Raw genomic sequence first — 21,487 nt, 5'->3', positions numbered from 1 at the left:
GGCGGGCGAGCCGCGCAGTCGCGAACGAGGGAGACGCCATGATCGGGCCGGACACCGCCGGTATCGCCGAGCGTCTCGGCGTGGCGGCCGCCACCGCCACCGCCATCCCGCAACTGGCCGCGGAGACCGGCCTGGACGTGGATGCCGCGTACGCGGTGCAGACGGCGTTGATCCAGCGTCGCCTCGACCGGGGCGAGCGGCCGGTCGGGTTGAAGATGGGCCTGACCAGCAAGGCGAAGATGGCGCAGGTCGGCGTGGACGAGGTCATCTGGGGCCACCTCACCGACACCATGCGCATCCCCGACGGCGGCACCCTCGACCCCACCAGGTTCATCCACCCGCGCGTCGAGCCGGAGGTGGCGTTCCTGCTCGACCGCCTGCCCGAACCCGGCGAGCCGGTCGGGGACTTCACCGACGCCGTACGTGCGGTCGCCCCCGCGATCGAGGTCATCGACTCGCGGTACGCGAACTTCACGTTCTCCCTGCCGGACGTGATCGCCGACAACACCTCCGCCGCCGCCTTCACCATCGGCCCCTGGTCCCCCGTCCCGGACGGCCTCGACAACCTGGGGGTGCTGCTGGAGATCGACGGACGCGTCGCGCAGGTCGGCTCCACCGCCGCGATCCTCGGCGACCCCCGCCGCGCACTGGATGAGGGCATCCGCCTGGCCGGGCGCCACGGCGTACGCCTACGCGAGGGCTGGGTGTTCCTCGCCGGCGCCGCCACCGCCGCCGTGCCCCTGAAGCCCGGCGCCCACGTCCGCGCCGTCGTCGAACACCTCGGCACCACCTCCCTACGAGCCACCGCATGACCACGAACCAGGACACGCCCGCGAGCCAGGACACGACCACGAACCAGGACACGCCCGCAGGCCACGGCAGGAGCGCACAGGCGCACGTCGTCGCCGGCAAGGCCGTGCCCCGCGGCGCGTTCCCGCACGTCAAGGTCGCCGGTGGCTTCGTGTTCGTCTCCGGCACCTCCAGCCGCCGCCCCGACAACACCTTCGCCGGCGTCGACGTCGACGAGCTGGGCACCACCAACCTCGACATCCGCGCGCAGACCAGGGCCGTCATCGACAACATCGCCGACCTGCTGAAGACAGTCGGCGCCGACCTGAGCGACCTCGTGCAGGTCACCACCTACCTCGTCAACATGAACGACTTCGGCGGCTACAACCAGGTCTGGGCCGAGTACTTCGACGCCACCGGCCCCACCCGCACCACCGTCGCCGTGCACCAACTACCCCACCCGCACCTGCTCATCGAAATCCAAGCTGTGGCCGCACTCCCCCTGACCTGACGCCGTTCGGCGTGAGTTTCGAGGGTTGACGCGTAGGCGCGCCCGTCGGACCCAGTTCGACGGCGGCGCACCGCCTTTTGGGTCAGCGGGCGATGAGCAGCAGCAGGCTGTGACCGCGCAGCAGGTAGTTGGTACCCTGACCGCCGAGCAGCGTCTCCGAACCCGGTACGGCGACCTGGTTGGCGCCCTCCGCCCAGGTGGCGGTGTCGGTGACCCGGTACCAGTTCTTTCCGGCTCCCGGGGACGGCAGAGTGAAGTTCACGTCCCCGGACCAGCCGTTGTAGCCGACGTAGATCGCCGGGGCCGGGTCGCCGAACTCGGTGCCGTCGATCCGCCAGCCCAGCGCGTGGTTGTTGGCGTTGCCCCAGTACGCGCCGTCCGGGCTGGTGCCGGCCGGGGTGAACCAGGCCAGCTGGGCAAGCCCGTTGCCGTTGGTGTCGGCGGCGGAGTAGAAGGTGGCCGGCCGTAGCGCGGGGTGCGCGTGGCGGAAGGCGGCCAGCCGGGAGGCGAAGGTGCGGAAGGTGGTCTGGTCGGTGGTCGGACTCCAGCCCAGCCAGTTCGCCGACGAGTCCAGGTTGTAGGGGTTGTTGTTGCAGCGCAGCCCGCGCAGGGATTCGTCGCCGCCGGTGATCATCGGGGTGCCGGCCGACAGCATCAGGAACGCGTGCCCGTTGCGGGCGGCCCGGCGCTGATCGGCGGCGATCCCGCCGTGGTCCCAGGAGATGTTGTCGTCGCTGCCGCCGTCCGACGGCCCGTACGGCCACGCCTGGTTGTTGTTCTTGCCGTTGCAGGCGTACAGGTCGGCCAGGGTGAACCCGTCGTGGGCGACCATGAAGTTCACCGAGTGCCACGGCCGTCGCCCGTCGTCGCCGTAGAGGTCGAAGGAGCCGGCGAACCGGTCGGCGAGTTGACCCGGGGTGACCGGGCTGACGCCGAGCTTGTTCTGGTCGCGGCGTAGCGTGTCCCGGTACTGCCCGTTCCACTCCGCCCACCCGGTCGGGAAGTTACCCACCTGGTAGGTTCCGTCGCCGATCGCCCACGGCTCGGCGATCCAGTCGACGCCGGTGCCTCCGCCGGCCGGTCGGGGCGGCATCTCCCGGGTGATCCGGTTGAGTGCGGTATTCGGGTCGGTACGGCTGTAGGAGAAGCAGCCGTGCTGGCAGGTGTTGCCGAGCACCGAGGCGAGGTCGTGCCGGAAGCCGTCGACCCCGAGCGTGTTCTTCCAGTACGCCAGCGAGTCGACGATTAGATCCTGGGCGACCGGATTGTAGGTGTTGTAGTTGCCGCCGACGCCGGTGTTGTCCCAGGAGGACTGCCGGTCGGCGGTGAGCGAGTAGTAGGTGGGGTTGTCCAGCCCACGCCAGGAGACGATGTCGTAGACGTTCGACCCGCCGGAGCTGTAGACGCCGCCCTCGCCGGTGTGGTTGTAGACCACGTCGACGAGCACCTTGATCCCGGCGTCGTGGAACGCCTTCACCATCTGCTGGAACTCCCGGGTCGGCCCGCCCGGCGAGCGGTCGTAGGCGTACCGGCGGTCCGGGGCGAAGTAGTTCAGGGTCATGTAGCCCCAGTAGTTGTCGCCCGCGGTGCCGGTCGGATCGACGTCGTTGGTGTCGTTCTGGGTCTCCTGCAACGGCAGGAACTCCACCGCGGTCACCCCGAGCGAGGCCAGGTACGCGGCCTTCATCCCCGCGCCCCGGTAGGTGCCCCGGTAGGCGGCCGGCACCGACGGGTCGTTGCGGGTCAACCCGCGCAGGTGCACCTCGTAGACGAGGTCGTCCTTCAGGGCCCGGCCGGGCTTGGTGCCGAAGGCGGGCGTGACCGTGGGCAGGACGACCCCCTTCGCCGCGTGCGGGCCGCTGTCGACGTTTCGGTGCGTCGGGCCGGAGGCGTACACCGTCGAGGAGGTCATGCCGGGCCGCAGCGGGTCGTGGCTGATCTCTCGGGCGTACGGGTCGAGCAGGAGCTTGTTGGGGTTGAACCGGTTCCCGGTGGCGTCCACGTCGGCGACGAACCCGACCGAGGAACCCTTCGTCCAGCCGGTGCGGTACGGCCAGTTCGGCCCCCAGGCCCGGTAGCCGTAGTAGACGGTGCTGGTGATGCCCGCGGTGCGCAGGGCGGCGACGTCGACGGTGACGCTGAACGTGCCGGCGGCGTCCCTGGTGAGCAGATAGCTGGCGTTCTCCTGGGTGCCGGTGGGCGTGGCGTAGAGGTTGACCGTCATCCGGGTGGCCGCGGACGAGTGGACCCGGAACGTGATCCGCGAGTTGGCACTGTCGTAGCGGGCGCCGAGGGTGCGGGAGTCGATCCCGGCGACGGCCGGTGCGGGCCCGGTGACCAGGGGCGCGGCGACGCTGGCCAGCGCGGCGCAGAGCAGGGCGGCGAGGGTGGCTCGGGCACGCGAGGCTAGCGGTACGGGCATGGTCATCTCCGGAAGGGGCGCGAAACCGGGGTGCTTGCAAGTTTCTGCAAGATTTACGAAAAGGTAACAGTCGATTTCACGCGCGTAAAGAGTGCCATCGATCTCCGACCGTCCCGCCGGTCGTTGGCCGAACCGTCGAGTGCCGCTCGAGGTCGACAACGAGGTGTTCCCCGCCAGCAGCGCGTCACAGGTTGCCGGTGGGCCGCAGCGTCACCACCGACCGCTGCGCACGGGTCACCTCCACGATCCGGACCCGGCCTCGACCGAGCCGGTGGAACGCCTCCGGCAGGCGGACGTCGTGGGTGAAGACCACTACCTGCCGCCGCACGGCCAACGCGGCGAGCACCCGGGCGAGGCCATCCACCATGGCTGAGTCCATGCTCCGCACCGGTTCGTCGGTGACGACGAAACGGAACGGGCTCTCCGGCGCGCACCCGCGCGGCAGGACCCGCTGGCTGGCGTCGGTGAGCCGACTCAGCTCGGCGGCGGTGAGGAACGGCCGGTACCGCTCCAGCGGGCGGGCCAACCCCAGCTCCGCCAGGTCCACGTGCCGCCCCTGCGCGCTGGTGACGGTGACCTCCGCGTCGGCGAGCGCCGCGCCGAGCGGCCACGACCGGGTCACCGTGACCGGCTTCGCCTCCCCGTCGACGTGCAGCTGCGCCACGATCCAGCACGGGTCGGGGGAGTGCAGGTTGCGCCAGCCCGTACGCCAGACGCTGTTGCGCTCCGCCCACCGGGCGCTGTCGCCGGTGAGCGCCAGCTCGACGGCCTCGGCGAAGCTCGACTTGCCGGAGCCGTTGCGCCCGACCACCAGGGTGAGGCCCGGCCCGGGGTCGATCTGGAGGGTGCGTTCCGGGCCGACGCCGCGGAACCCGGCGACGGTGACCGAGGAGAGCCAGATCCGTCCCGTCGGCGCCTCGTCGGTCGGGACGGCCAGGTCCAGGCTGGTCGTCCCGCCGTCGAGCGCGGCGGTCAGGTCGTCCTGGCCGCCCAGCGCGGCGAGCACCAACTCGGCGGTGTCATCGGGCATGTCGTCGGCGGCGAGCCGCTCGAAGATCAGCTCGACCAGCGGTTCGGTACGGCGGGCGGGAAGGGCCGGCGCCGTGGGGGAGGGCTGGCGGGGGATGGGCATGGTCGTCTCCAGGCGTGCCCCTGCGGGCCGGCGGAGGTGCCGGCCCGCAGGGGGAGAGCGGGGAAGGTGATTCCGGAGGTCCCGGGGTCACCGGCGTGCCGGTGCGCGGATGGATCAGCCGGGGCCGACCCAGAACTGGACGGCGGTGTTCGGGGCGGCGGAGATCGAGGAGATGGAGCTGGCGCCGGAGATGGAGCCGAGCGCGATCAAGGCGGCGGCGATGAGGGCGAGCGTCGTGGTCTTGCGCATCGTTTTCCTCCGATGGTTGTTGTGTCGGGGTCAATAGAAGCATCGTCTGACAACTGTGTCAACGGTCATTGTGAACCTTGACGGACGTGCGAGACTTCAGGCGTGAAGACACCGACGGTCACCGCAGCGGAGATCGCCCGGCTCGCCGGGGTCGGTCGCGCCGCCGTCAGCAACTGGCGCAAGCGGCACCCCGACTTCCCAGCCCCGGTGGGCGGCACCACCGCCAGTCCCGAGTTCGACCTCACCCAGGTCGAGCAGTGGTTGCGCGGTCAGGGCAAGCTTCCCGAGCTGTCCCGCGCCGACCGGCTATGGCGGCACCTGGCCGCGCCGACGCAGACGCCGGCATCCGCCCTCGCGAGCGTCGGCGCCCTGCTGCTGGCCCGCCACCGCGGCGAACGCCCCATCCCCGGCAGTACCGACACTGACCTGGCGGCCCTGTTGCCCGACGTCGACGCCCTCGCCGACGAACTCGGCCCGCAGGCGGCCTTCGACGAGTTGTGGCAGCGCTTCTCCGCCCCCGGCCCGGGCCGCCTCTTCGCCACCCCCGACGAGCTGGCCGACCTGATGGTCGCCCTCGCCGACGTCGGCGAGGGCTCCGTCCTGGACCCCGCCGTCGGTTCCGGCGCCACCCTGCGCGCCGCCGCCCGCGCCGGCTGCACCACGGCGTACGGGCAGGAACTCGACCCCGACCTCGCCACGCTTGCCCGGCTCTGGCTCGCCCTGCGTGACGTGCCGGGGGAGGTCCGGGCCGGCGACTCGTTGCGCGCCGACGCCTTCGGGGGCCGCACCGTCGACGCGGTGGTCTGCCACCCGCCGTTCGGCGTCACCAACTGGGGCAACGAGGAACTCGGCTACGACCCGCGCTGGGAGTACGGCGTCCCGCCCCGCACCGAACCGGAGCTGGCCTGGGTGCAGCACGCGCTGGCCCACCTGCGCCCCGGCGGGCATGCCGTACTGCTCATGCCGCCGGCGGCAGCCGGTCGCCGGGCCGGCCGGCGCATTCGTGCCGAACTGCTGCGGCGCGGCGCGCTGCGTGCCGTCGTCGCGCTGCCCAGCGGGGTGGCCGCGCCGCACGGCGTACCGCTGCACCTGTGGGTGCTGCGGCGTCCCGCGCCCGACGTGCCCGCCCCGGCGCGGGCGCTGCTCGTCGACGCGGCCGAGGGCGACGTCGCCGAGCTGTCCGCCCGGATCCTCGCCGCCTGGCGGGCCTTCACCGCCGCACCCGACGCCGAGGTCGAGCAGGCCGGCTTCGCCCGCGCCGTGCCCGTCATCGAACTGCTCGACGAGGAGGTCGACCTCACCCCCGCGCGCCGCCAACCTGCCGCCGGGGTCGAGCAGACCGGTGAGCAATTGGTAAGCACCAGGGAGCGACTGGCCGCGATCCTCGGCGACCTGCCCGCGCTGATGCCCCGGATGAGTCACCCGACCGAGGGGGTCGCGCCCCCGACCACCTCGGTCGCGGACCTGATCCGCGGCGGCGCGCTCCAACTGTTCGGGCCGGCACGCATCTCCGCAGCCGGCCAGCCGCACGTCGACGTGCCGCCCGCGGCGGGAAGCGGCTCACCCGTGCTGACCGTGCCCGACGTGCTGGCCGGCGTCGACGCCTCCGGCCAGGTCGACGAGCGGCTCGGCCAGGAGATCCCGCTGGCGGTCGGCGACGTGGTGGTGCCCATGGTCGCCAGTACGCTCACCGCCCGGGTGGTCACCGCCGAGGGGGCGCTGCTCGGCCGCAACCTCTACCTGCTGCGCCCCAACCCGGCGGCGCTCGACCCGTGGTTCCTCGCCGGGCAACTGCGCACCACCGCCAACGAGAAGCAGGCGTCCAGCCTGTCCGGGACCCTGCGCTTCGACATCCGCCGGGCGCAGGTGCGCCGGTTGCCGCTGGACGAGCAACGGGTGCACGGGGAGGCGTTCCAGCGCCTCACACAATTCGAGTCGGCAATCAGACAGGCCGCGGAACTGGGGGCGGAACTGGTGCGGCTCACCGCGGATGGCCTGGCCCAGGGCAACCTGCACCCGGACAGCGGCGGCCGGTAGACCGGCGCGGCGCCCGGGAAGCACCATCCGGCTGCTGACACCACAATCGTCCACGTTGTACGGTCATGCGTCCGCCGGGCGTGGGGCCGGTGCGGGGTGTGCGGGGTGGGTGTCATCGCGTGGGGGGTCTGGTGGCGCTGGACAAGGTCGGTGGATACCAGGTGCTCCGGCCGCTGGGCTCGGGCGGCATGGGAGTCGTGTACTTCGCGGTCTCGCCCACGGCCGAACGGGTCGCGCTGAAGGTGATCAGGCAGGAGCTGCTCGAGACACCGACGATGCGGGAGCGCTTCGCCGCCGAGGTGGAGAGCCTCAAGCTGGTCTTCGGGTCGCGGGTGGCGCGCCTGGAGGACGCGGACACCACGGGTGACCCGGCCTGGCTGGCCGTCGAGTACGTGCCGGGAGCCACGCTGCGCCAGCACGTCGACGCCAGGGGCGCGCTCGCGCTGCCGATGGCCGCGATGGTCGGTGCCATGCTCGCCGACGGCCTGACCAAGGTGCACCAGGTCGGGTTGCTGCACCGGGACCTCAAGCCACAGAACATCATCCTCGGCCCGGACGGCCCGAAGCTCATCGACTTCGGGCTGGCGGTGCTGATCGACCGCGAGAAGTACGTGACCGAGGCGGGCGCCCTGGTGGGCACGCCCGCCTACATGTCGCCGGAGCAGGTCCGGGGGGAGCGGGAGCTGACCGCCGCCGTCGACATCTACGGCCTGGGCGCGCTGCTGGTCTTCGCGCTCACCGGGCACGGCCTCTATCCGCCGACGAACTCCTGGAACCTGCTGCTGCGCATCACGGAGCCGGGCGACCTGCCGGACCTCTCCGGTGTGCCGAACGAGCTGGTGCCGTTGATCGGCGCCATGTTGGCCCACGATCCGACCGCCCGGCCAGGGTTGGACGCCGTCCGTACGCGGTTGCTGGCGGTCGCCTCCGCAAGCGCCGGCAAGAGCGTGCTCGACCTGCGTCGGGAGGTCTGCGCCCTCACCTACGACGACAACACGGAGCTGCTGGTCCCGCCGGATCTCCAGGATCCGGAACAGGATCCGGAGGACCCGCCCGATGGCGGGGAGGAGAGCACCGCCGAGGTGCCCGGGACGACGCCGACGAAGGTCGACCCCGACCGGCCAGCGAACCCACACCCCGACGTGAACTGGCTGGTCGACAAGCTGCGCCGCCAGTACGCCCGCCGCTCGACCCTGTAGGAAGGCTCCTCATGACACCCACCCAGGAGGCGACGTTCGCCCCGGGCTCCCGCATCGTGGTCCGCGACGAGGAGTGGCTGGTACGCGGCGTCAGGACCGGCACCGCCGACGGCACCATGATCAAGGCGGTCGGGGTCTCCGAGTTCGTGCAGGACGTCGAGGCGACCTTCTTCACCGGACTGGACACCATCCAGGCGATGCGCCCGGAGGAGACCGTCCTCGTCCGCGATACGTCGTCGAGATTCCGGCAGAGCCGGCTCTTCCTGGAGGCCGTCTTCCGGCGTACGCCGCTGCCGCGCACCGAGCGGGGTCTGGCACTGGCCGACCGCTTCCTGCTCGACCCGCTGACCTACCAGCAGCGCCCGGTGGAGCTGGCCCTGTCCGGGCTGCGCCCGCGCGTGCTGCTGGCCGACGTGGTGGGCCTGGGCAAGACCCTGGAGATCGGGCTGATCCTCGCCGAGCTGATCCGCCGGGGCCGGGGCGACCGCATCCTGGTGGTCTCCCCGCAGCAGGTGCTGGAGCAGTTCCAGCGGGAGCTGTGGACCCGTTTCGCGATCCCCCTGGTGCGCCTCGATTCGGTCGGCATCCAGCGCATCCAGCAGGAGATCCCCGCCGGGCGCAACCCGTTCACGTACTTCAAGCGGGCCATCATCTCCGTCGACACGCTCAAGGACGCCGGCCAGTTCGGCCACCACCTCGACGCCACCGTCTGGGACGCCGTCGTCATCGACGAGTCGCACAACCTCATCAACAAGGGGACCCAGCGCAACGAACTGGCCCGCCGCCTCGCCGCGAAGACCGACGCGCTGCTGCTGGCCAGCGCCACCCCGCACAACGGCGACAAGGAGTCCTTCGCCCAGTTGATCTCGCTGCTCGACCCGGCCGCGATCGCCAACCCGAAGGACTACCGGGCCGACGACATCGCCCACCTCTACCTGCGCCGCACGAAGATCAGCCCGGAGGTACGCGACCAGATGGGCGACCGTTGGGCCGACCGTGGCCCTTCCGAGGCCGCGTACTGCCCGGCGACGCCGATCGAGGAGCAGGTCTTCGACGAGCTGACCGACGTGTGGCTGGCCGGCAAGTGGAGCGACGAGGCGATCACGGGGCAGCACCGGCTCTTCCCGTACACCCTGTTGAAGTCTTTCCTGTCGTCGCACCGCGCCCTGCACGAGACGGTGACCAACCGGCGCAGGAAGGCCACCGGCGCCGAACGGGCGGCGCTGGACCGGCTCGCGGAGCTGACCTCGGCGATGACCGAGGCCGACTCCAGCAAGCTGACGCACCTGGTGGCGGAGCTGAGGAAGATCGGCGTCGGTCGGGGCAGCGACACCCGCGCCGTGGTCTTCTCCGAGCGGGTGCCCACCATCAAGTGGCTCGCCGAGGTGGTGCCGGGCCTGCTCGGCCTGAAGCCGGCGGCCGTGCGGGTGCTGCACGGCGGCGTCGCCGACACCGACGAGCAGCGCATCCTCCAGGAGTTCGAGCTGGCCGGCAGCGACGTGCGGCTGCTGTTCACCGGCGACGTCGCCTCGGAGGGCGTCAACCTGCACCAGCAGTGCCACCACCTGATCCACTACGACATCCCGTGGAGCCTGATCCGCATCGAGCAGCGCAACGGCCGCATCGACCGCTACGGGCAGCGCCACCGCCCGCAGTTCCGCGCCCTCGTGCTGACCTCCGTGCGGGAGGACGCCAAGGACGACCGCACGGTCGCCGAGAAGCTGCTCGGCCGGGAGGAGAACGCCCACCGCAGCCTCGGCAGCGTCGAGGCCGCCACCGGCCAGTTCGACGCGAAGGCCGAGGAGGACCGGCTGGTGCGCGACCTGCTCGCCGGCCGCACCGTCGAGGAGTCCTACGAGGCCGCGCACGCCGAGATCGACGTGATGGCCGACCTGTTCGGCGAGGTCGGCACCGCCCCCGTCGCGGCGGAGGTGCCGCGCGCCCGGGTGCCGAAGCTGTTCGACTCGACCCGGGACTTCGTCGACGCCGCCCTGCACGAGGTCTACGACGACCGGCCCGAGGACCACCTCGACCTGCACCGCGAGGAGGAGCTGCTGACGTTCCTGGCCCCCGGGGATCTGGTGCACCGGCTCACCGACCTGCCCCGCTCCTACCTGCGCGCCCACCGCGAGGGCGAGGCGCTGCGGCTGAAGGTCACCTTCGACCGGGCCCTGGCGCAGCGCAAGCTCGACCAGGCCCGGCAGAGCCGTACGCCGACGTGGCCGGAGATCGCGTTTCTCAGCGACGTGCATCCGATGGTCGACTGGCTGGTCGACAAGGTGCTGATCCGGCTGGGCCGCCAGCAGGCGCCGGTGCTCACCGCCGACGTGGCCGGGCCCGTATTCCTCGTCCAGGGTGTCTACGCCAACCGCCTCGGCCAGCCCACGGTCGTGCAGTGGATGGCCGTCTCCGGACTGCCCGATCAGCCGAGCATCCGATCGATGGACGAGGCGCTGCGCGCCGCGAACGTCGGCCCCGACATGGTCAACCGTGCGGAGACCGTCGACACCGGGCCGCTGACCCGGCTGCTGCCGCAGGCTGTCGCCGCCGCCCGCGAGCACCTGAAGGTCAAGCGCGCCGAGTTCGACGCCGCCAACGCCGAGCCGCTGCGCCGCCACCGCGACCGACTGGCGACGTTCCAGCAGGCCAGCCTCCTCGATGAGCTGCCCGGCCCGCAGCGCGAGAAGCGCCGCCAGCGGGTGCACACCACCGTCTCCGAGCAGCACGACCTGCTCGACCGCCTGGAAACCGACGGCGAGCCGCTGCTGCGCGTCCTCGGCGTCCTCGTCCCGTCCCCGGAGCGTGCCGCATGACCTTCGAGTCGCTGACGAACCGTGGTGAGTACCTCTCCGCGCACTACCTGGCCGAGATCCTGCCCACCACGCTCAGGGGCGGCCTGGTCAAGCAGTGGGCCGAGCGGGAGAAGTGCGGCCAGCAGACGCCACGCACCGGCCTGCGCGGGATGCGCCGTTCCTATTTCGACGCCAAGACCGAGCTGGCCGACGAGGAGTTCTTCGACCCGGAGCGGCTGCGCAAGCTGCACCAGGACGTGCTGCGGGCGCTCGGCTTCGAGCCGCAGCCGCGGGCCGTCACCGTCGAGCGCAACGGCCACGAGCACGAGATCCACGTCGCCCACGCCGAGTTGGGCACCGCCCACGGCATCGTCGCCCTCGACTGCGGCTGGGCCGTCGACACGGAGGCCGCCCAGGACCCGGATGGCGCCGGCCGCCTGCTCGAATCGGTCGCGCTGCCCGGCAACGAGAGCATCGCCACCGGCGCGAAGCTCGCCTCCCACCTGCTGGCCGCCGACAACCCGAAGCCCCGCTACGTGCTGATCCTCAGCGGCGGCGTGCTCACCCTCGCCGACCGGGCCGCCTGGGGCGAGGGCCGCTACCTGGCCGTCAGCCTCGACACCCTCTACGCCCGCAACGACGACAGGGAGTACGACGTTGTCGCCGCCCTCTTCGGCGCCGACTCGCTGCGCCCGCCCGCCGAGGGCGGCACGGAACCCCTCGCCGACCTGGTCGCCGGCTCCCGCCAGCACGCCGTCGGCGTCTCCAGCGAACTCCGCGGCGGCCTGAAGGACAGCGTGGAGCTGATCGCCAACGAGGTCCTCGACCGCATCCGCCAGGCCGGCCACCAGCCGCAGCACGTCATGGACCTCGACGAGCTGGCCAAGGAACTCGGCCGCGAGGCGCTGCGCTACCTCTACCGGATCCTGTTCCTGCTCTATGCCGAGGCCCGCCCCGAGCTGGGCGTGCTGCCGGTCAACGACCCCCAGTACGTCGAGGGCTACAGCCTCGCCCGCGTCGGCGACCTGGTCTCCCGTCGCCTGCCGCCGTCCGCCGAGGACGGTACCCACCTCTACGAGTCGCTGGACCTGCTGTTCCGCATGGTCAACGAGGGTCACCGGCCGCGCGGCGGCGTGGAGGTCGAGCGGCAGGCCAGCGAGGGCGAGGGCCTGCGCTTCGAGCCGATGCGCTCGGATCTGTTCCTGCCGGAGAAGACGAAGCTCATCGGCCGGCTCATCGCCGAGCCCGGCAGCGACCCCGACGACCCGGACGGCCCGAAGATCGACACCCGGCTGCGCAACAAGGTGCTCTACGAGGTGCTACGCCGCCTCATGCTCACCAAGGGCGGCAGGAGACGCCGCGGCGGCTTCATCTCGTACGCGCAGCTCGGCATCAACCAGCTCGGCGCGGTCTACGAGGGCCTGATGTCGTACACCGGTTTCGTCGCCACCGAGCAGCTCTACGAGGTCGCCAAGAACGGCGACCCGAAGGACGGCTCGTGGATGATCCCCGCGTCGAAGACCGACGACTACGACGACAACGTCTTCGTCTACAAGGAGGACCCGTACACGGGCGTGCGTAGCCGGGTCTGTCACCAGCCCGGCGAGTTCGTCTACCGGCTCGCCGGCCGCGACCGGCAGACCAGCGCCTCCTACTACACCCCGCAGTCGCTGACAGAGGTGACCGTCCAGCTCGCCCTGAAGTACCGCCTCGACCAGGACGGCACCACCACACCGGCCCGTGAGCTGCTGGACTGGACGATCTGCGAGCCGGCGCTCGGCTCCGGCGCGTTCCTCAACGAGGCCATCAACCAGGTCGCCGCCGAATACCTGCGCCGCCGGCAGACCGAACTCGACGAAACCCTCGACCCGGAGGCATACCACCTCGAACTCCAGCGGGTGAAGGCGTACATCGCGCTGCACAACTGCTATGGCGTCGACCTCAACCGCACGGCCGTCGAGCTGGCCGAGGTCTCGCTCTGGCTCAACGTCATGCACACCGGCCTCCAGGCCCCCTGGTTCGGCCTGCACCTGCAACGCGGCAACTCCCTCATCGGCTGCGGGCGCAAGACCTACGACCCGAAGCAGCTCGCCGACAAGTCGTGGCTGACCACCGCCCCGGCCGAGAAGCCGTTCCGGGACGGGCCGATCGACGAGGGCACCATCCACCACTTCCTGCTCCCCGCCGACGGCTGGGGCGCGGTCGCGGGGGAGAAGGAGGCCCGCGAGCTGGCGCCGGCCGAGACCGCGCGATTGAAATCCTGGCGTACGGCGATGAAGCGCGTGCCGTCGCCCAAGGGAAAGAACTCGCAGGTCAAGCGGTTGCAGGCGCTCGCCCGACGGGTCGAGTTCCTGTGGGGGCTGGTGCAGCAGCGCCTCGCCATCTCCGAGCGGGAGATCCGCCGCGACATCAGGGTCTGGGGCGCGCAGGACCTGCCGCCGGTGACCGGCGCGGTGGCCCGGGAGAAGATCCTCGATGACCTGACCGCGCCCGGCACGCCCTACTGGCGGCTCAAGACGCTGATGGACGTGTGGTGCGCGTTGTGGTTCTGGCCGCTCGACAAGGTCGGCCTGCTCGACGGCTCGGATCCGGCGTACCCGGCCGCGCCCGTCCAGGTATCGCACGTCAGCGAGGTGCCGGCGCACGAGGAGCCCGTCTACGAGACGCGGGACATCTTCGGCAACGTGCAGGCGCAGCAGATGAAGCTCCCGACGAAGGCGACCGGCGGCACACGCCGGATGACGGTGGCGGAACAACTCCGCCAGCAGGTGCCCCTGACCAACCTGGACGACTGGCTGACCTTCGCCGAGGCGCTCATCGGCCGCACCGACGCGGACGAGAACGCCGCGCGGTTCTACGGCCGCGAGCTGACGAGCCTGGACGCGATGAGCGACTTCGAGCAGAAGCTCGACGGGGTGATCGGCGTCGACTCACCGTGGACGCTCTCGGACCGCTTCCCATGGCTCCTCGCCGCTGACCAGATTGCGGGGGAGCAGGGCTTCTTCCACTGGGAACTCACTTTCGCCCAAGCGTTCGTCATGGGTGGGTTCGACCTCCAGGTCGGCAACCCTCCATGGGTGCGCCTTGATTGGAAAGAAGACGTCATTCTAGCCGAAAGTGAACCTTGGTTTCGGCTTGCCGATAAGCCTTCCGTTGAAGTGTGGCAAGCTCGTAAATCTGCTTTGCTGTCGAAGGCATCCACCCAGCAAGCCTTCGTTTCGGAGATGGCAGGAAATGTCGCCCAGGTCGAGTTCTTGGGAGGTGCAACCACGTTTCCATTGCTTGTTGGCACGCGCCCTGACCTTTACCGAGCGTTCATGTGTAGGGTGTGGAGTCAGCTCGGTATCAGCGGCTGCGGCGGATTAGTGCATCCCGATACCCATTTCGGTGGGACCAAGGACGGCTTGTTGCGGGCGTCTGCATACAAGCATTTGCGGATTCATGGTGGATTTATTAATGGCGCAAATTGGGCCTTCGCGGATGCTAGCCGCGACCTTGAGTTCGGGGTTCATATCTATGGCGCTAAAGCAGAGATCAACTTCTTGCATCTAAGTCAGTTGTATGCCGCACATGCGCTGAGCGAATCTTTGGTGCATGACGGAACCGGCTCCACTCCTGGTCAAAAATTCCAGGGATCGTGGGATCGGAGGCCGCATCGTGCGAGAGTTGTGCGCGTAGATGGACGGACTTTGGAAATTTGGCGCAACCTTCGAGGCGAGGCTGATGGTGTGGTAGGCCGGACGCCTTTGTTGCAACCCATCTCCATCGATGAGGAGCGAGCAATCGCGGCGCTAGCTTCCTACGGTCAGCGGCTTTCGAGTTTTCAGCCCCGAATCAGCTTTGGTCATGACGAGGCGAAGTCGAAGAAGCAGGGCATACTCGTTTGGGATCAGGTCATCCCAACCTCGTACCGCGACGTGATTATCCAAGGCCCTCACATCGGAATAGCTAATCCACTGAACAAGCAGCCAAGGGTCCCATGTCGAAGTCAAGGAGATTGGGACTTCGTAGACGTCTCTTCGATAAAGGAAGCGTTCGTGCCGCGTACCAACTATGTTCGTGGCGCGGGCGTGGCCGCTCTTGATGCTGAGGACAGGTGGGGTGAGGCGAGCTGCACCGATTTCTATCGCCTTGTCTGGCGGGCGATGATTAATCCTAAGAGCTCTGAACGATCGCTGTTCGCTGCGCTTCTCCCTCCCGGTCCAGCTCATGTCCATGCGGTGCACAGCATGGCACTCAGATCGAACTCTGAAACCGCTCTAATTGCCGGTTTTTGGGCTGCACTTCCGCTCGACTACATGCTACGAATTTCTGGCCGAACCAATCATGGCGCTACTGAAGCCAAAAGTATGCCGGCAGGAACGGTCTCCCACCCCTTGGCACCCGGGCTCCTGTTGCGAGCCCTGCGCTTGAACTGTCTAACCTCGGAATATGCGGCCTTGTGGAGCCAGTTGTACGATTCTTGCTGGGAGCGGGAGAGTTGGGCGGTAGACTGGGCCAACATGCCAGCGCTTGGTTCGGTACGTTCGACATGGGAATGGGTAACTCCGTTGCGATCCGAGCGCGAACGCCGAGCGGCACTGGTGGAAATCGACGCTCTGGTGTCAGTGTGGCTCGGGCTGGATGTCGATGAGCTAATCGCGATCCTGCGTTCTCGGTATCCGATCCTCACCGGAAGAGAGGAGCAGATGTGGTTTGATGCAGAAGGGCAAAAGGTTGCAGCCGACCCGTACGCCTTCGGTTTCAGGCAGGCCAAGGAACACTATGGGCAGTTGATGGCGTACGTCGACGATCCCGTGCGGAATCCGATGCCGGAAGGTTACACGGCGCCGTTCTACAGGGCGGATCGAGAGAACGAATATCGGCAGGCGCACGCCGTCTTCAGTGCGCGACTCCAAGACGCGGTTGACAAAGGCTGGCAGTCGTCATAGCCCGCCCGGATGCTCTCTTTCCTTGACATGAGGGAACGAGTGGGCTTCGCCTGTGGGTGCGTCATCAATGCGCGGCTTTGGTTGACTGGACGAATCTGGTCCAGGCGGTGGGGGAGAAGGTGAGGGCGGACCCGGCTGGATCCTTGCTGTCGCGTACGGCGACGAGGCCGGGCAGGTTGTCGGCAACCTCGACGCAGTCACCGCCGTTGCTGCCGCTGTGGGTACTCTTGCGCCACTGCGCGCCAGTCAAATTATCCACGGTGGACCTCCCCAATGATCTTGTTGATGAGCTGACTTGATTGTGCCTCATCGAGCGTCAGGTCATCGAGGCTTGCCCACACCTGCTCGTAGGCGGCATATTCCTCCGGTCGATCCAGGTAGAGGGCCCCGGTCCACGACTCGCAGTAGACCACCGATGGCTCGGGGATCGTCCGCTTACCGGGTGAGAAGTCGAGGATCACGAAGGTGCCCGCCTCCGCGCCTCGATGGATCCCAGCGGTCAGCGGTAGCACCCGGACCGAGACGTTGGATAGCTCTCCGACCTCCAGCAGGTGACGGAGTTGGTCAACCATGGTGGTTGCGTCGCCGACAGCGCGGAGCAGCGCTGCCTCGGCCAGGATCACTTCGAGCTTGGGTGCCCGAGGCAGCCTCCGGTGAAGGAGTGCCTGCCGTTGCAGCCGTACTTCGACCAGCCGCTCGCGCTCCTCATCAGTCACTTCGTGCCGGTGCTGGTAGACGGCCAAGGCGTAGGCGCGCGATTGGAGTATTCCGGGTATCAGTGCCTCGTCGAAGCGACGGATGAAGGACGCGGCGGATTCCAGGCCGACGTAGAGTTCGAACCAGTCGGGTATGGCGTCGCCGTACGAGTGCCACCAGCCCTTGGCCTTGGTCTCGGCCGCCAGCGCGGTGAGCGCGCCGGTCAGCTCGGGCGTCGCGCCGTACAACTCGCACATGGCCTTGACGTCGAGGGCGCGGACCGGGCCGAGGCCGGTCTCGATGCGCCACATCTTCTGCCGGCTACAGTGCATCGCCTCGGCCGCGCCGTCGAGCGTCATACGCGCCTCGGTGCGCAGCTCGCGCAGTGCCCGCCCGAGCTGCCGCCTCGGGACTGTCGATCCCATGTCGTCGGCCATCCGCTCCCGCCCTCTCCATGTTGCGTTTTGTTACATCCGGACGCCATCGGTGAAACGTGGAACGGTTGCCCGGAAAAATTGGTTGTCTCGCGCCCCGTTCGCACAAATCGATTACGCGTCTGACCATACAAGACACCCCCGACAGCAGCTATCACCGCGCAATTCCCGTTCGCGGCAGTTGACGGTCTGGGAAATGCCCGGGGCTGTGCGCCAGCCCGCGAAAGTCCCGGGCTTCCCGCTCAATTACCACGCGGTCTACGAAGCGGCGTGTTCCGCCCGCTCCCATGACAGCCCGGCGGGACGCCGCCGCCCTCGTGCTGCGTACGGCTGAGGCTTGCGCTGTCCGGGTGGGTCACATTTCGCGGCGGAGCAGGGCCAGTCCGCAGGCGAGCAGCATGCCGAGGATGATCAGCCCGACCCTGCTCCAGGGCACGTCCCTGCTCGGCCGGACGCCGATGGAGACCGCCAGGACCAGTTGCGCGGCGAGCACGAGGCAGATGACGACGCTCAGCACCCGGTAGCCGGTTCCCTCCATCGACCACCAGGCGACGGTGCCGAACACCGCCGGAACGACCATGAGCAGGCTCAGCCCGATCAGCGGCGTGGCGAGCTTCCACCGAAGCCCAACGTCCATTGCCGTCCCTCCTGTCGGCCGTTGACGTCGTGGTCGTCGGCGTGTGTCGTTTCGTCGTCGAACAGGCACCCCGAGGCATGCAGGAAACTCGATGTTAGGCGCCAGCCGACTCGTTCCGACAGGGTCATTCGTCGCACCCGGGAAACGAACGGTCGACCATGCCGGACAGCGTGGTGCAGGTGTCAGCGCTGGTCGTCGGCGGCGCGGACGACGAGGACGGTGCCATCCCGGCCCAGCGAGAAGACCTCGCCCGACCGGCGCGACCCCGACCACCTGCCGAAGACGCGCGGTGCCGCCCGCAGGTACGCACCGATCCGCCCCTCCGCGAGATGCCGGTACAGCCCGCTCTCCACGCCCCGGAACACCTCCAGCGTCCGGCCGCCGGGCAGCGGAGCGAGGTAGCGGGTGCCCTCGGCACGCAGGCCGGCGCGCAGCGGCAGCGTCTGGGCGGTGCTCGACGTCCACGGCAGCTCCGGCTCGAACAGGGCATCCTGCGCCGGTGCCGCCGGCTCCCCGCGCTGCCGGGGCGTGGCATACCCGCTGGCCGTCGCGTTGTCGCCCGCGAAGAGCAGCGTGGTCGCCGCCACCGCCCGGGTCAGGATCTGGGTGAACCAGCCGCGCTGCTCGGCGGGGATGTCGAACACGTCGGGCGCTCCGGGCGGTGGCTCCGCGGCGACCGGCAGCTGCGTGCCGGCCGGCGGGGGAGCGCCGTCGGGGGAAACCTCCCCGGCGGGGGCGTCGTCGGGAACCGCGGGCCGGGGCCGCCAGTCCTGGTCGTCGGGGGCCGCGCGCAGCAGTTCGTCCAGGTCGTCGTCCGCACCCGACCACAGCTCGCCGTCACCCGGCGGATCGAGGGCGTACGACGTGATCCGGCCCTCGCTCAGGTAGGACGCCACCATCAGCGACGGCTGGCGGCGCCCGGCCACCCGCAGTGCGTCGACCTGAATGGCGGCCCGCGCCAACTGCTCGTACGCGAAGGTCGGCGACTTGTGGGTGCCCTTGCACTCCAGGATCACGATCTTCACGCCGCTGCGCCGCCCTGAGCTGTGGTGCCCGAGCAGGATGTAGTCCGGTCGCTTCTTGGTCTTCGACGCGGTGTCGACCTCGCCGACGCCGTCGAGGAAGCCGGCCTTCAACGCCACCTCCGCGTCGACGGCGTGGAAGTCCCAGTGCGGGTGCTGCCGCCGCAGCACCGTCTTCGCGACCACCAGCGCCAGCCCGATGCCCAACTGCTCGGACTGCGCCACCTTGTGGTGGTAGACCACGTTGCCCGCGTGCGGGGACAGGGCGAGGCAGCCGTTGCGTGCGGTCAGCGTCGCGCAGTAGCGCACGTGCGCCCAGTGCCGGGCCACCTGCGCCAGGGGTGAGGCGGTCAGGAACGTCGTGGCCACGCCCAGCTCGTGCAGCACCTGCGCCGGGCTGGTACGCACCCCCGGGCCGATCGGCACCGGCGACAGCGCCTTGGCATACCGGTACGCCTCGCGGTCCTCGGCCTTCTCGGCCTGCCGGCGTACCTCCGCGACGAGGTCGTCCGAGGACCGGACCGTGAGCGTCGACTCGCGCCCGAGCGACCGTACGAGCGAGTCGATCTTCACCCGGCCACCCCCGATGGCGATCACCCGTACGGCTCGAACACACAGGGTCATCGAGAAATCTCAGAGTGTCAATATTCTGTGGCTGGTTGACGTTCATGCGACACCACGCGTCGTCAACGGAACTCCGTCCGGAGAGACTGCGCGATGCGCGTGCGCAGGCTCGCGGCACGGGCGTCGGGGAGCCTGGCCAGCAGCGCGACCGCTTCACGCCCCCACCGGCGCGCCTCCTCGGGGCGCCCGGCGTCGACCAGCGCCGCCGCGAGATGCTCCAGCGTCAGGGCGAGCTGCCAGTCGTCTGCGAGTGTCGGGCCCACGGTGGCCGTCTACGGCATCCACGCGCCGCCGGCTACCGCTTGAGCAGTTCGATGAGCGTGTCGTCGGCCTGGGCCAGGATCGACGGGCCGTGCAGCGGCGTGACCAGTGCCCGCCGGCAGTGGTCGAGTTCGACGTAGATCACGTCGCCCGTGCTGGTGGCGTTCTGCAGCACTGCGAACCGGTCCGTGGCGCCCGAGCACTTTGCGGCCGGGCGCAGCGCCCCCAACCTGCGTTGGATGGCCGCGTGGCGCTGCTCGGGCAGAAGCATCCCGTACTCGAACGTCCCTGCGTCCTGCTGTTGCGCTGGCACCCGGAACACGCACAGCCGCAGCGGCGCGGTGGACGGGATCGATACCCGGCCTGGTCGGGGGAGGGGGGACGGATCCCCGGTCCCGGCGGCCACCACGTTCGACGACGTCTGGGTGCACCCGGAGGCCGCCGCCCCGGCTGACAAGACTTCCCGTACGACCGTCTCCGACACCGTGGTCGGCCGCAGACCTCGCACCGCCTCCGGCACCTCGGGGCGTGGCTTGCCGCAGGTGTCCATCGGCAGTCGCGGCCGGATCCATCGGCCCTGCGCGTCGAACATCAGCAGGTTTGGTTCCCAGGGCATCTCCAGGGTGCAGGCCTCGACGTTGGTTCTGTCGTCGGGCAGGTGCAGCGCGGCGAGAAGCGCTGTCACATCGATGGCGCGGCCCTCGGTCAGGACGAGGTCCTCACCGCCGTCAGCGCGTCGCTTCGGTTCGAGCTGGCAGTGGACTGCGGACGCGACCGCGAAGGTGGGGTTCAGGTGCGGCAGGGTGTGGGCACTGGGCGGGCGCCCGTTCTCTCCGACCGGTGCGTCGACCGCGCAGGAGGTCCACCCCGACCGGACGGTTGACGTGCCGGAGGCCGCTGCGGATGGCTGCGCCTGCCGCCCGTCGGTCGAAGCACCGACCACCGTGGGCACGCCCTGACCGCACGCGGCCAGCCCGGCCAGGGTCGTCATCATCGCGACGAACCCCTTGACGATCGCTCGCATATCGCCCCTTGAAGGCAGAAGACACAAAACATGCACTTATGGCACGATGTTAACCCCGGTGCACGTGAACGCCGGCTTGGTCCACGAGTTCTCGATCGGGCTGTCGCCCGTACTCCTCGGCGCCGGCACCCGCCTGTTCGACGGCGTGGACGCCTCCAGGTCGCGCTGGAGCAGGTCCGTTTGGAGCCGTCGGCGCGGGTGACGCACCTGACCTACGCCGACGGCTCCACGGTAGCCGCGCCACCTCTGCGCCCTGGCGACCCGACATGACGGCCCCTGGGGTGAGGGCGCTCGCACCGATTGCGTCAGCGTCCGCTACGTACCGGAAGCAGGCGCGGGCGCTCTCTCCCCTGACCAGGATCAGGGCTGGGCCATCTCCAGGAGGATCCACATCCGGGTCACCGCGTCGGTCAGGGAGACCCAGACGGACCGATTCGGCTGACCCTCCACGGTGCCCGAAAGGATGCCCCAGGTGTAGCCGCCCTGCGTCAGCGGTCCGCCCGAATCCCCGGACCGCGTGAAGCCACCGCCCGTCGGCTCACCCATGGGCGATTCCCGTACACCTCGGGCATCCCGGACGTCGCATCCGGTAATCAGAGCCTTACCCGGAAAGGCTCAGTGGGTGTAGAGGATGGTGTTGGTGTTGGTGTTGATGGCGGTGATGGTGTTGACGTGGGTGAGGTTGGGGACGCGGAGGTTGCGCCATTGGGTGTTGCTGGCTGCTTCG

General features: G+C 69.6%; 16 protein-coding genes and 1 pseudogene. 7 read left to right on the top strand and 10 right to left on the bottom strand.

Annotation, left to right across the window (positions count from 1 at the left end):
* Positions 1 to 38 precede the first annotated feature (38 nt).
* Together AB0B83_RS05320 and AB0B83_RS05315 are read left to right on the top strand one after the other, a co-directional pair.
* Positions 39 to 812 (top strand): fumarylacetoacetate hydrolase family protein, encoded by a 774-nt coding sequence (locus AB0B83_RS05320; protein WP_357577090.1) that lies wholly within the window; start codon positions 39 to 41, stop codon positions 810 to 812.
* A complete protein-coding gene (locus AB0B83_RS05315) occupies positions 809 to 1,300 on the top strand; it encodes a RidA family protein (RefSeq protein ID WP_357577089.1) in 492 nt (163 codons plus the stop codon). Before AB0B83_RS05320 ends, AB0B83_RS05315 begins: the two co-directional genes overlap by 4 nt.
* Positions 1,301 to 1,382: 82 nt before the next feature.
* On the opposite strand, the gene AB0B83_RS05310 is transcribed toward AB0B83_RS05315, so the two are convergent.
* The 3 genes from AB0B83_RS05310 to AB0B83_RS05300 form a co-directional block, all read right to left on the bottom strand.
* Positions 1,383 to 3,722: an isoamylase gene (locus tag AB0B83_RS05310; RefSeq protein ID WP_357577088.1), complete on the bottom strand. Its 2,340-nt coding sequence runs from the start codon at positions 3,720 to 3,722 to the stop codon at positions 1,383 to 1,385.
* A 184-nt stretch (positions 3,723 to 3,906) separates the two neighbouring features.
* Complete coding sequence (locus AB0B83_RS05305) at positions 3,907 to 4,854, bottom strand: AAA family ATPase (protein ID WP_357577087.1); 948 nt, start codon at positions 4,852 to 4,854, stop codon at positions 3,907 to 3,909.
* A gap of 114 nt (positions 4,855 to 4,968) precedes the next feature.
* Entirely contained in the window at positions 4,969 to 5,103 is a 135-nt protein-coding gene (locus AB0B83_RS05300; protein ID WP_357577086.1) for a hypothetical protein, read from the bottom strand.
* Positions 5,104 to 5,205: 102 nt separating this feature from the next.
* Here AB0B83_RS05300 and AB0B83_RS05295 point away from each other — a divergent pair, with 102 nt between their 5' ends.
* From AB0B83_RS05295 to AB0B83_RS05280, 4 genes are all read left to right on the top strand, one after another.
* Complete coding sequence (locus AB0B83_RS05295; protein ID WP_357577085.1) at positions 5,206 to 7,140, top strand: N-6 DNA methylase; 1,935 nt, start codon at positions 5,206 to 5,208, stop codon at positions 7,138 to 7,140.
* A 119-nt stretch (positions 7,141 to 7,259) separates the two neighbouring features.
* A complete protein-coding gene (locus tag AB0B83_RS05290) occupies positions 7,260 to 8,339 on the top strand; it encodes a serine/threonine-protein kinase (protein WP_357577084.1) in 1,080 nt (359 codons plus the stop codon).
* An 11-nt stretch (positions 8,340 to 8,350) separates the two neighbouring features.
* Positions 8,351 to 11,152: a helicase-related protein gene (locus AB0B83_RS05285; protein ID WP_357577083.1), complete on the top strand. Its 2,802-nt coding sequence runs from the start codon at positions 8,351 to 8,353 to the stop codon at positions 11,150 to 11,152.
* A complete protein-coding gene (locus AB0B83_RS05280) occupies positions 11,149 to 16,062 on the top strand; it encodes a class I SAM-dependent DNA methyltransferase (protein ID WP_357577082.1) in 4,914 nt (1,637 codons plus the stop codon). The genes AB0B83_RS05285 and AB0B83_RS05280 overlap by 4 nt, the downstream gene beginning before the upstream one ends.
* Before the next feature lie 64 nt (positions 16,063 to 16,126).
* On the opposite strand, the gene AB0B83_RS05275 is transcribed toward AB0B83_RS05280, so the two are convergent.
* The 6 genes from AB0B83_RS05275 to AB0B83_RS05250 form a co-directional block, all read right to left on the bottom strand.
* Positions 16,127 to 16,321: a DUF397 domain-containing protein gene (locus tag AB0B83_RS05275; RefSeq protein WP_357577081.1), complete on the bottom strand. Its 195-nt coding sequence runs from the start codon at positions 16,319 to 16,321 to the stop codon at positions 16,127 to 16,129.
* Positions 16,314 to 17,195 carry a helix-turn-helix transcriptional regulator gene (locus AB0B83_RS05270; protein ID WP_357577080.1) on the bottom strand — a complete coding sequence of 294 codons (882 nt, stop codon included), beginning with the start codon at positions 17,193 to 17,195 and terminating at the stop codon, positions 16,314 to 16,316. Before AB0B83_RS05270 ends, AB0B83_RS05275 begins: the two co-directional genes overlap by 8 nt.
* 352 nt (positions 17,196 to 17,547) lie before the next feature.
* Positions 17,548 to 17,829 carry a hypothetical protein gene (locus tag AB0B83_RS05265; RefSeq protein WP_357577079.1) on the bottom strand — a complete coding sequence of 94 codons (282 nt, stop codon included), beginning with the start codon at positions 17,827 to 17,829 and terminating at the stop codon, positions 17,548 to 17,550.
* Between the two features lie 182 nt (positions 17,830 to 18,011).
* Positions 18,012 to 19,475 carry a hypothetical protein gene (locus AB0B83_RS05260; protein ID WP_357577078.1) on the bottom strand — a complete coding sequence of 488 codons (1,464 nt, stop codon included), beginning with the start codon at positions 19,473 to 19,475 and terminating at the stop codon, positions 18,012 to 18,014.
* 62 nt (positions 19,476 to 19,537) lie between these two features.
* Positions 19,538 to 19,738 carry a hypothetical protein gene (locus AB0B83_RS05255; protein ID WP_357577077.1) on the bottom strand — a complete coding sequence of 67 codons (201 nt, stop codon included), beginning with the start codon at positions 19,736 to 19,738 and terminating at the stop codon, positions 19,538 to 19,540.
* 32 nt (positions 19,739 to 19,770) lie between these two features.
* Positions 19,771 to 20,760 carry a hypothetical protein gene (locus AB0B83_RS05250; protein ID WP_357577076.1) on the bottom strand — a complete coding sequence of 330 codons (990 nt, stop codon included), beginning with the start codon at positions 20,758 to 20,760 and terminating at the stop codon, positions 19,771 to 19,773.
* A gap of 61 nt (positions 20,761 to 20,821) precedes the next feature.
* On the opposite strand from AB0B83_RS05250, the pseudogene AB0B83_RS05245 reads away from it, so the two are divergent.
* A pseudogene (locus AB0B83_RS05245) lies at positions 20,822 to 21,030 on the top strand (hypothetical protein); the annotation flags it as partial.
* 90 nt (positions 21,031 to 21,120) lie between these two features.
* Here AB0B83_RS05245 and AB0B83_RS05240 read toward each other — a convergent pair.
* Positions 21,121 to 21,306: a hypothetical protein gene (locus AB0B83_RS05240; RefSeq protein ID WP_357577075.1), complete on the bottom strand. Its 186-nt coding sequence runs from the start codon at positions 21,304 to 21,306 to the stop codon at positions 21,121 to 21,123.
* Positions 21,307 to 21,487: the final 181 nt, after the last annotated feature.

This window comes from Micromonospora sp. NPDC049060 (assembly GCF_040649055.1).
GTDB lineage: Bacteria > Actinomycetota > Actinomycetes > Mycobacteriales > Micromonosporaceae > Micromonospora > Micromonospora reichwaldensis.
Note: the sequence above shows the minus strand (reverse complement) of the source record. Positions and strands in the feature narration are given on the sequence as shown.

Coding starts and splice junctions, on each gene's coding strand:
- AB0B83_RS05240 (WP_357577075.1), bottom strand. CDS start 21,306: ATGGGTGAGCCGACGGGCGGTGGCTTCACGCGGTCCGGGGATTCGGGC.
- AB0B83_RS05265 (WP_357577079.1), bottom strand. CDS start 17,829: ATGGACGTTGGGCTTCGGTGGAAGCTCGCCACGCCGCTGATCGGGCTG.
- AB0B83_RS05310 (WP_357577088.1), bottom strand. CDS start 3,722: ATGCCCGTACCGCTAGCCTCGCGTGCCCGAGCCACCCTCGCCGCCCTG.
- AB0B83_RS05300 (WP_357577086.1), bottom strand. CDS start 5,103: ATGCGCAAGACCACGACGCTCGCCCTCATCGCCGCCGCCTTGATCGCG.
- AB0B83_RS05285 (WP_357577083.1), top strand. CDS start 8,351: ATGACACCCACCCAGGAGGCGACGTTCGCCCCGGGCTCCCGCATCGTG.
- AB0B83_RS05280 (WP_357577082.1), top strand. CDS start 11,149: ATGACCTTCGAGTCGCTGACGAACCGTGGTGAGTACCTCTCCGCGCAC.
- AB0B83_RS05315 (WP_357577089.1), top strand. CDS start 809: ATGACCACGAACCAGGACACGCCCGCGAGCCAGGACACGACCACGAAC.
- AB0B83_RS05270 (WP_357577080.1), bottom strand. CDS start 17,195: ATGGCCGACGACATGGGATCGACAGTCCCGAGGCGGCAGCTCGGGCGG.
- AB0B83_RS05320 (WP_357577090.1), top strand. CDS start 39: ATGATCGGGCCGGACACCGCCGGTATCGCCGAGCGTCTCGGCGTGGCG.
- AB0B83_RS05305 (WP_357577087.1), bottom strand. CDS start 4,854: ATGCCCATCCCCCGCCAGCCCTCCCCCACGGCGCCGGCCCTTCCCGCC.
- AB0B83_RS05260 (WP_357577078.1), bottom strand. CDS start 19,475: ATGACCCTGTGTGTTCGAGCCGTACGGGTGATCGCCATCGGGGGTGGC.
- AB0B83_RS05250 (WP_357577076.1), bottom strand. CDS start 20,760: ATGCGAGCGATCGTCAAGGGGTTCGTCGCGATGATGACGACCCTGGCC.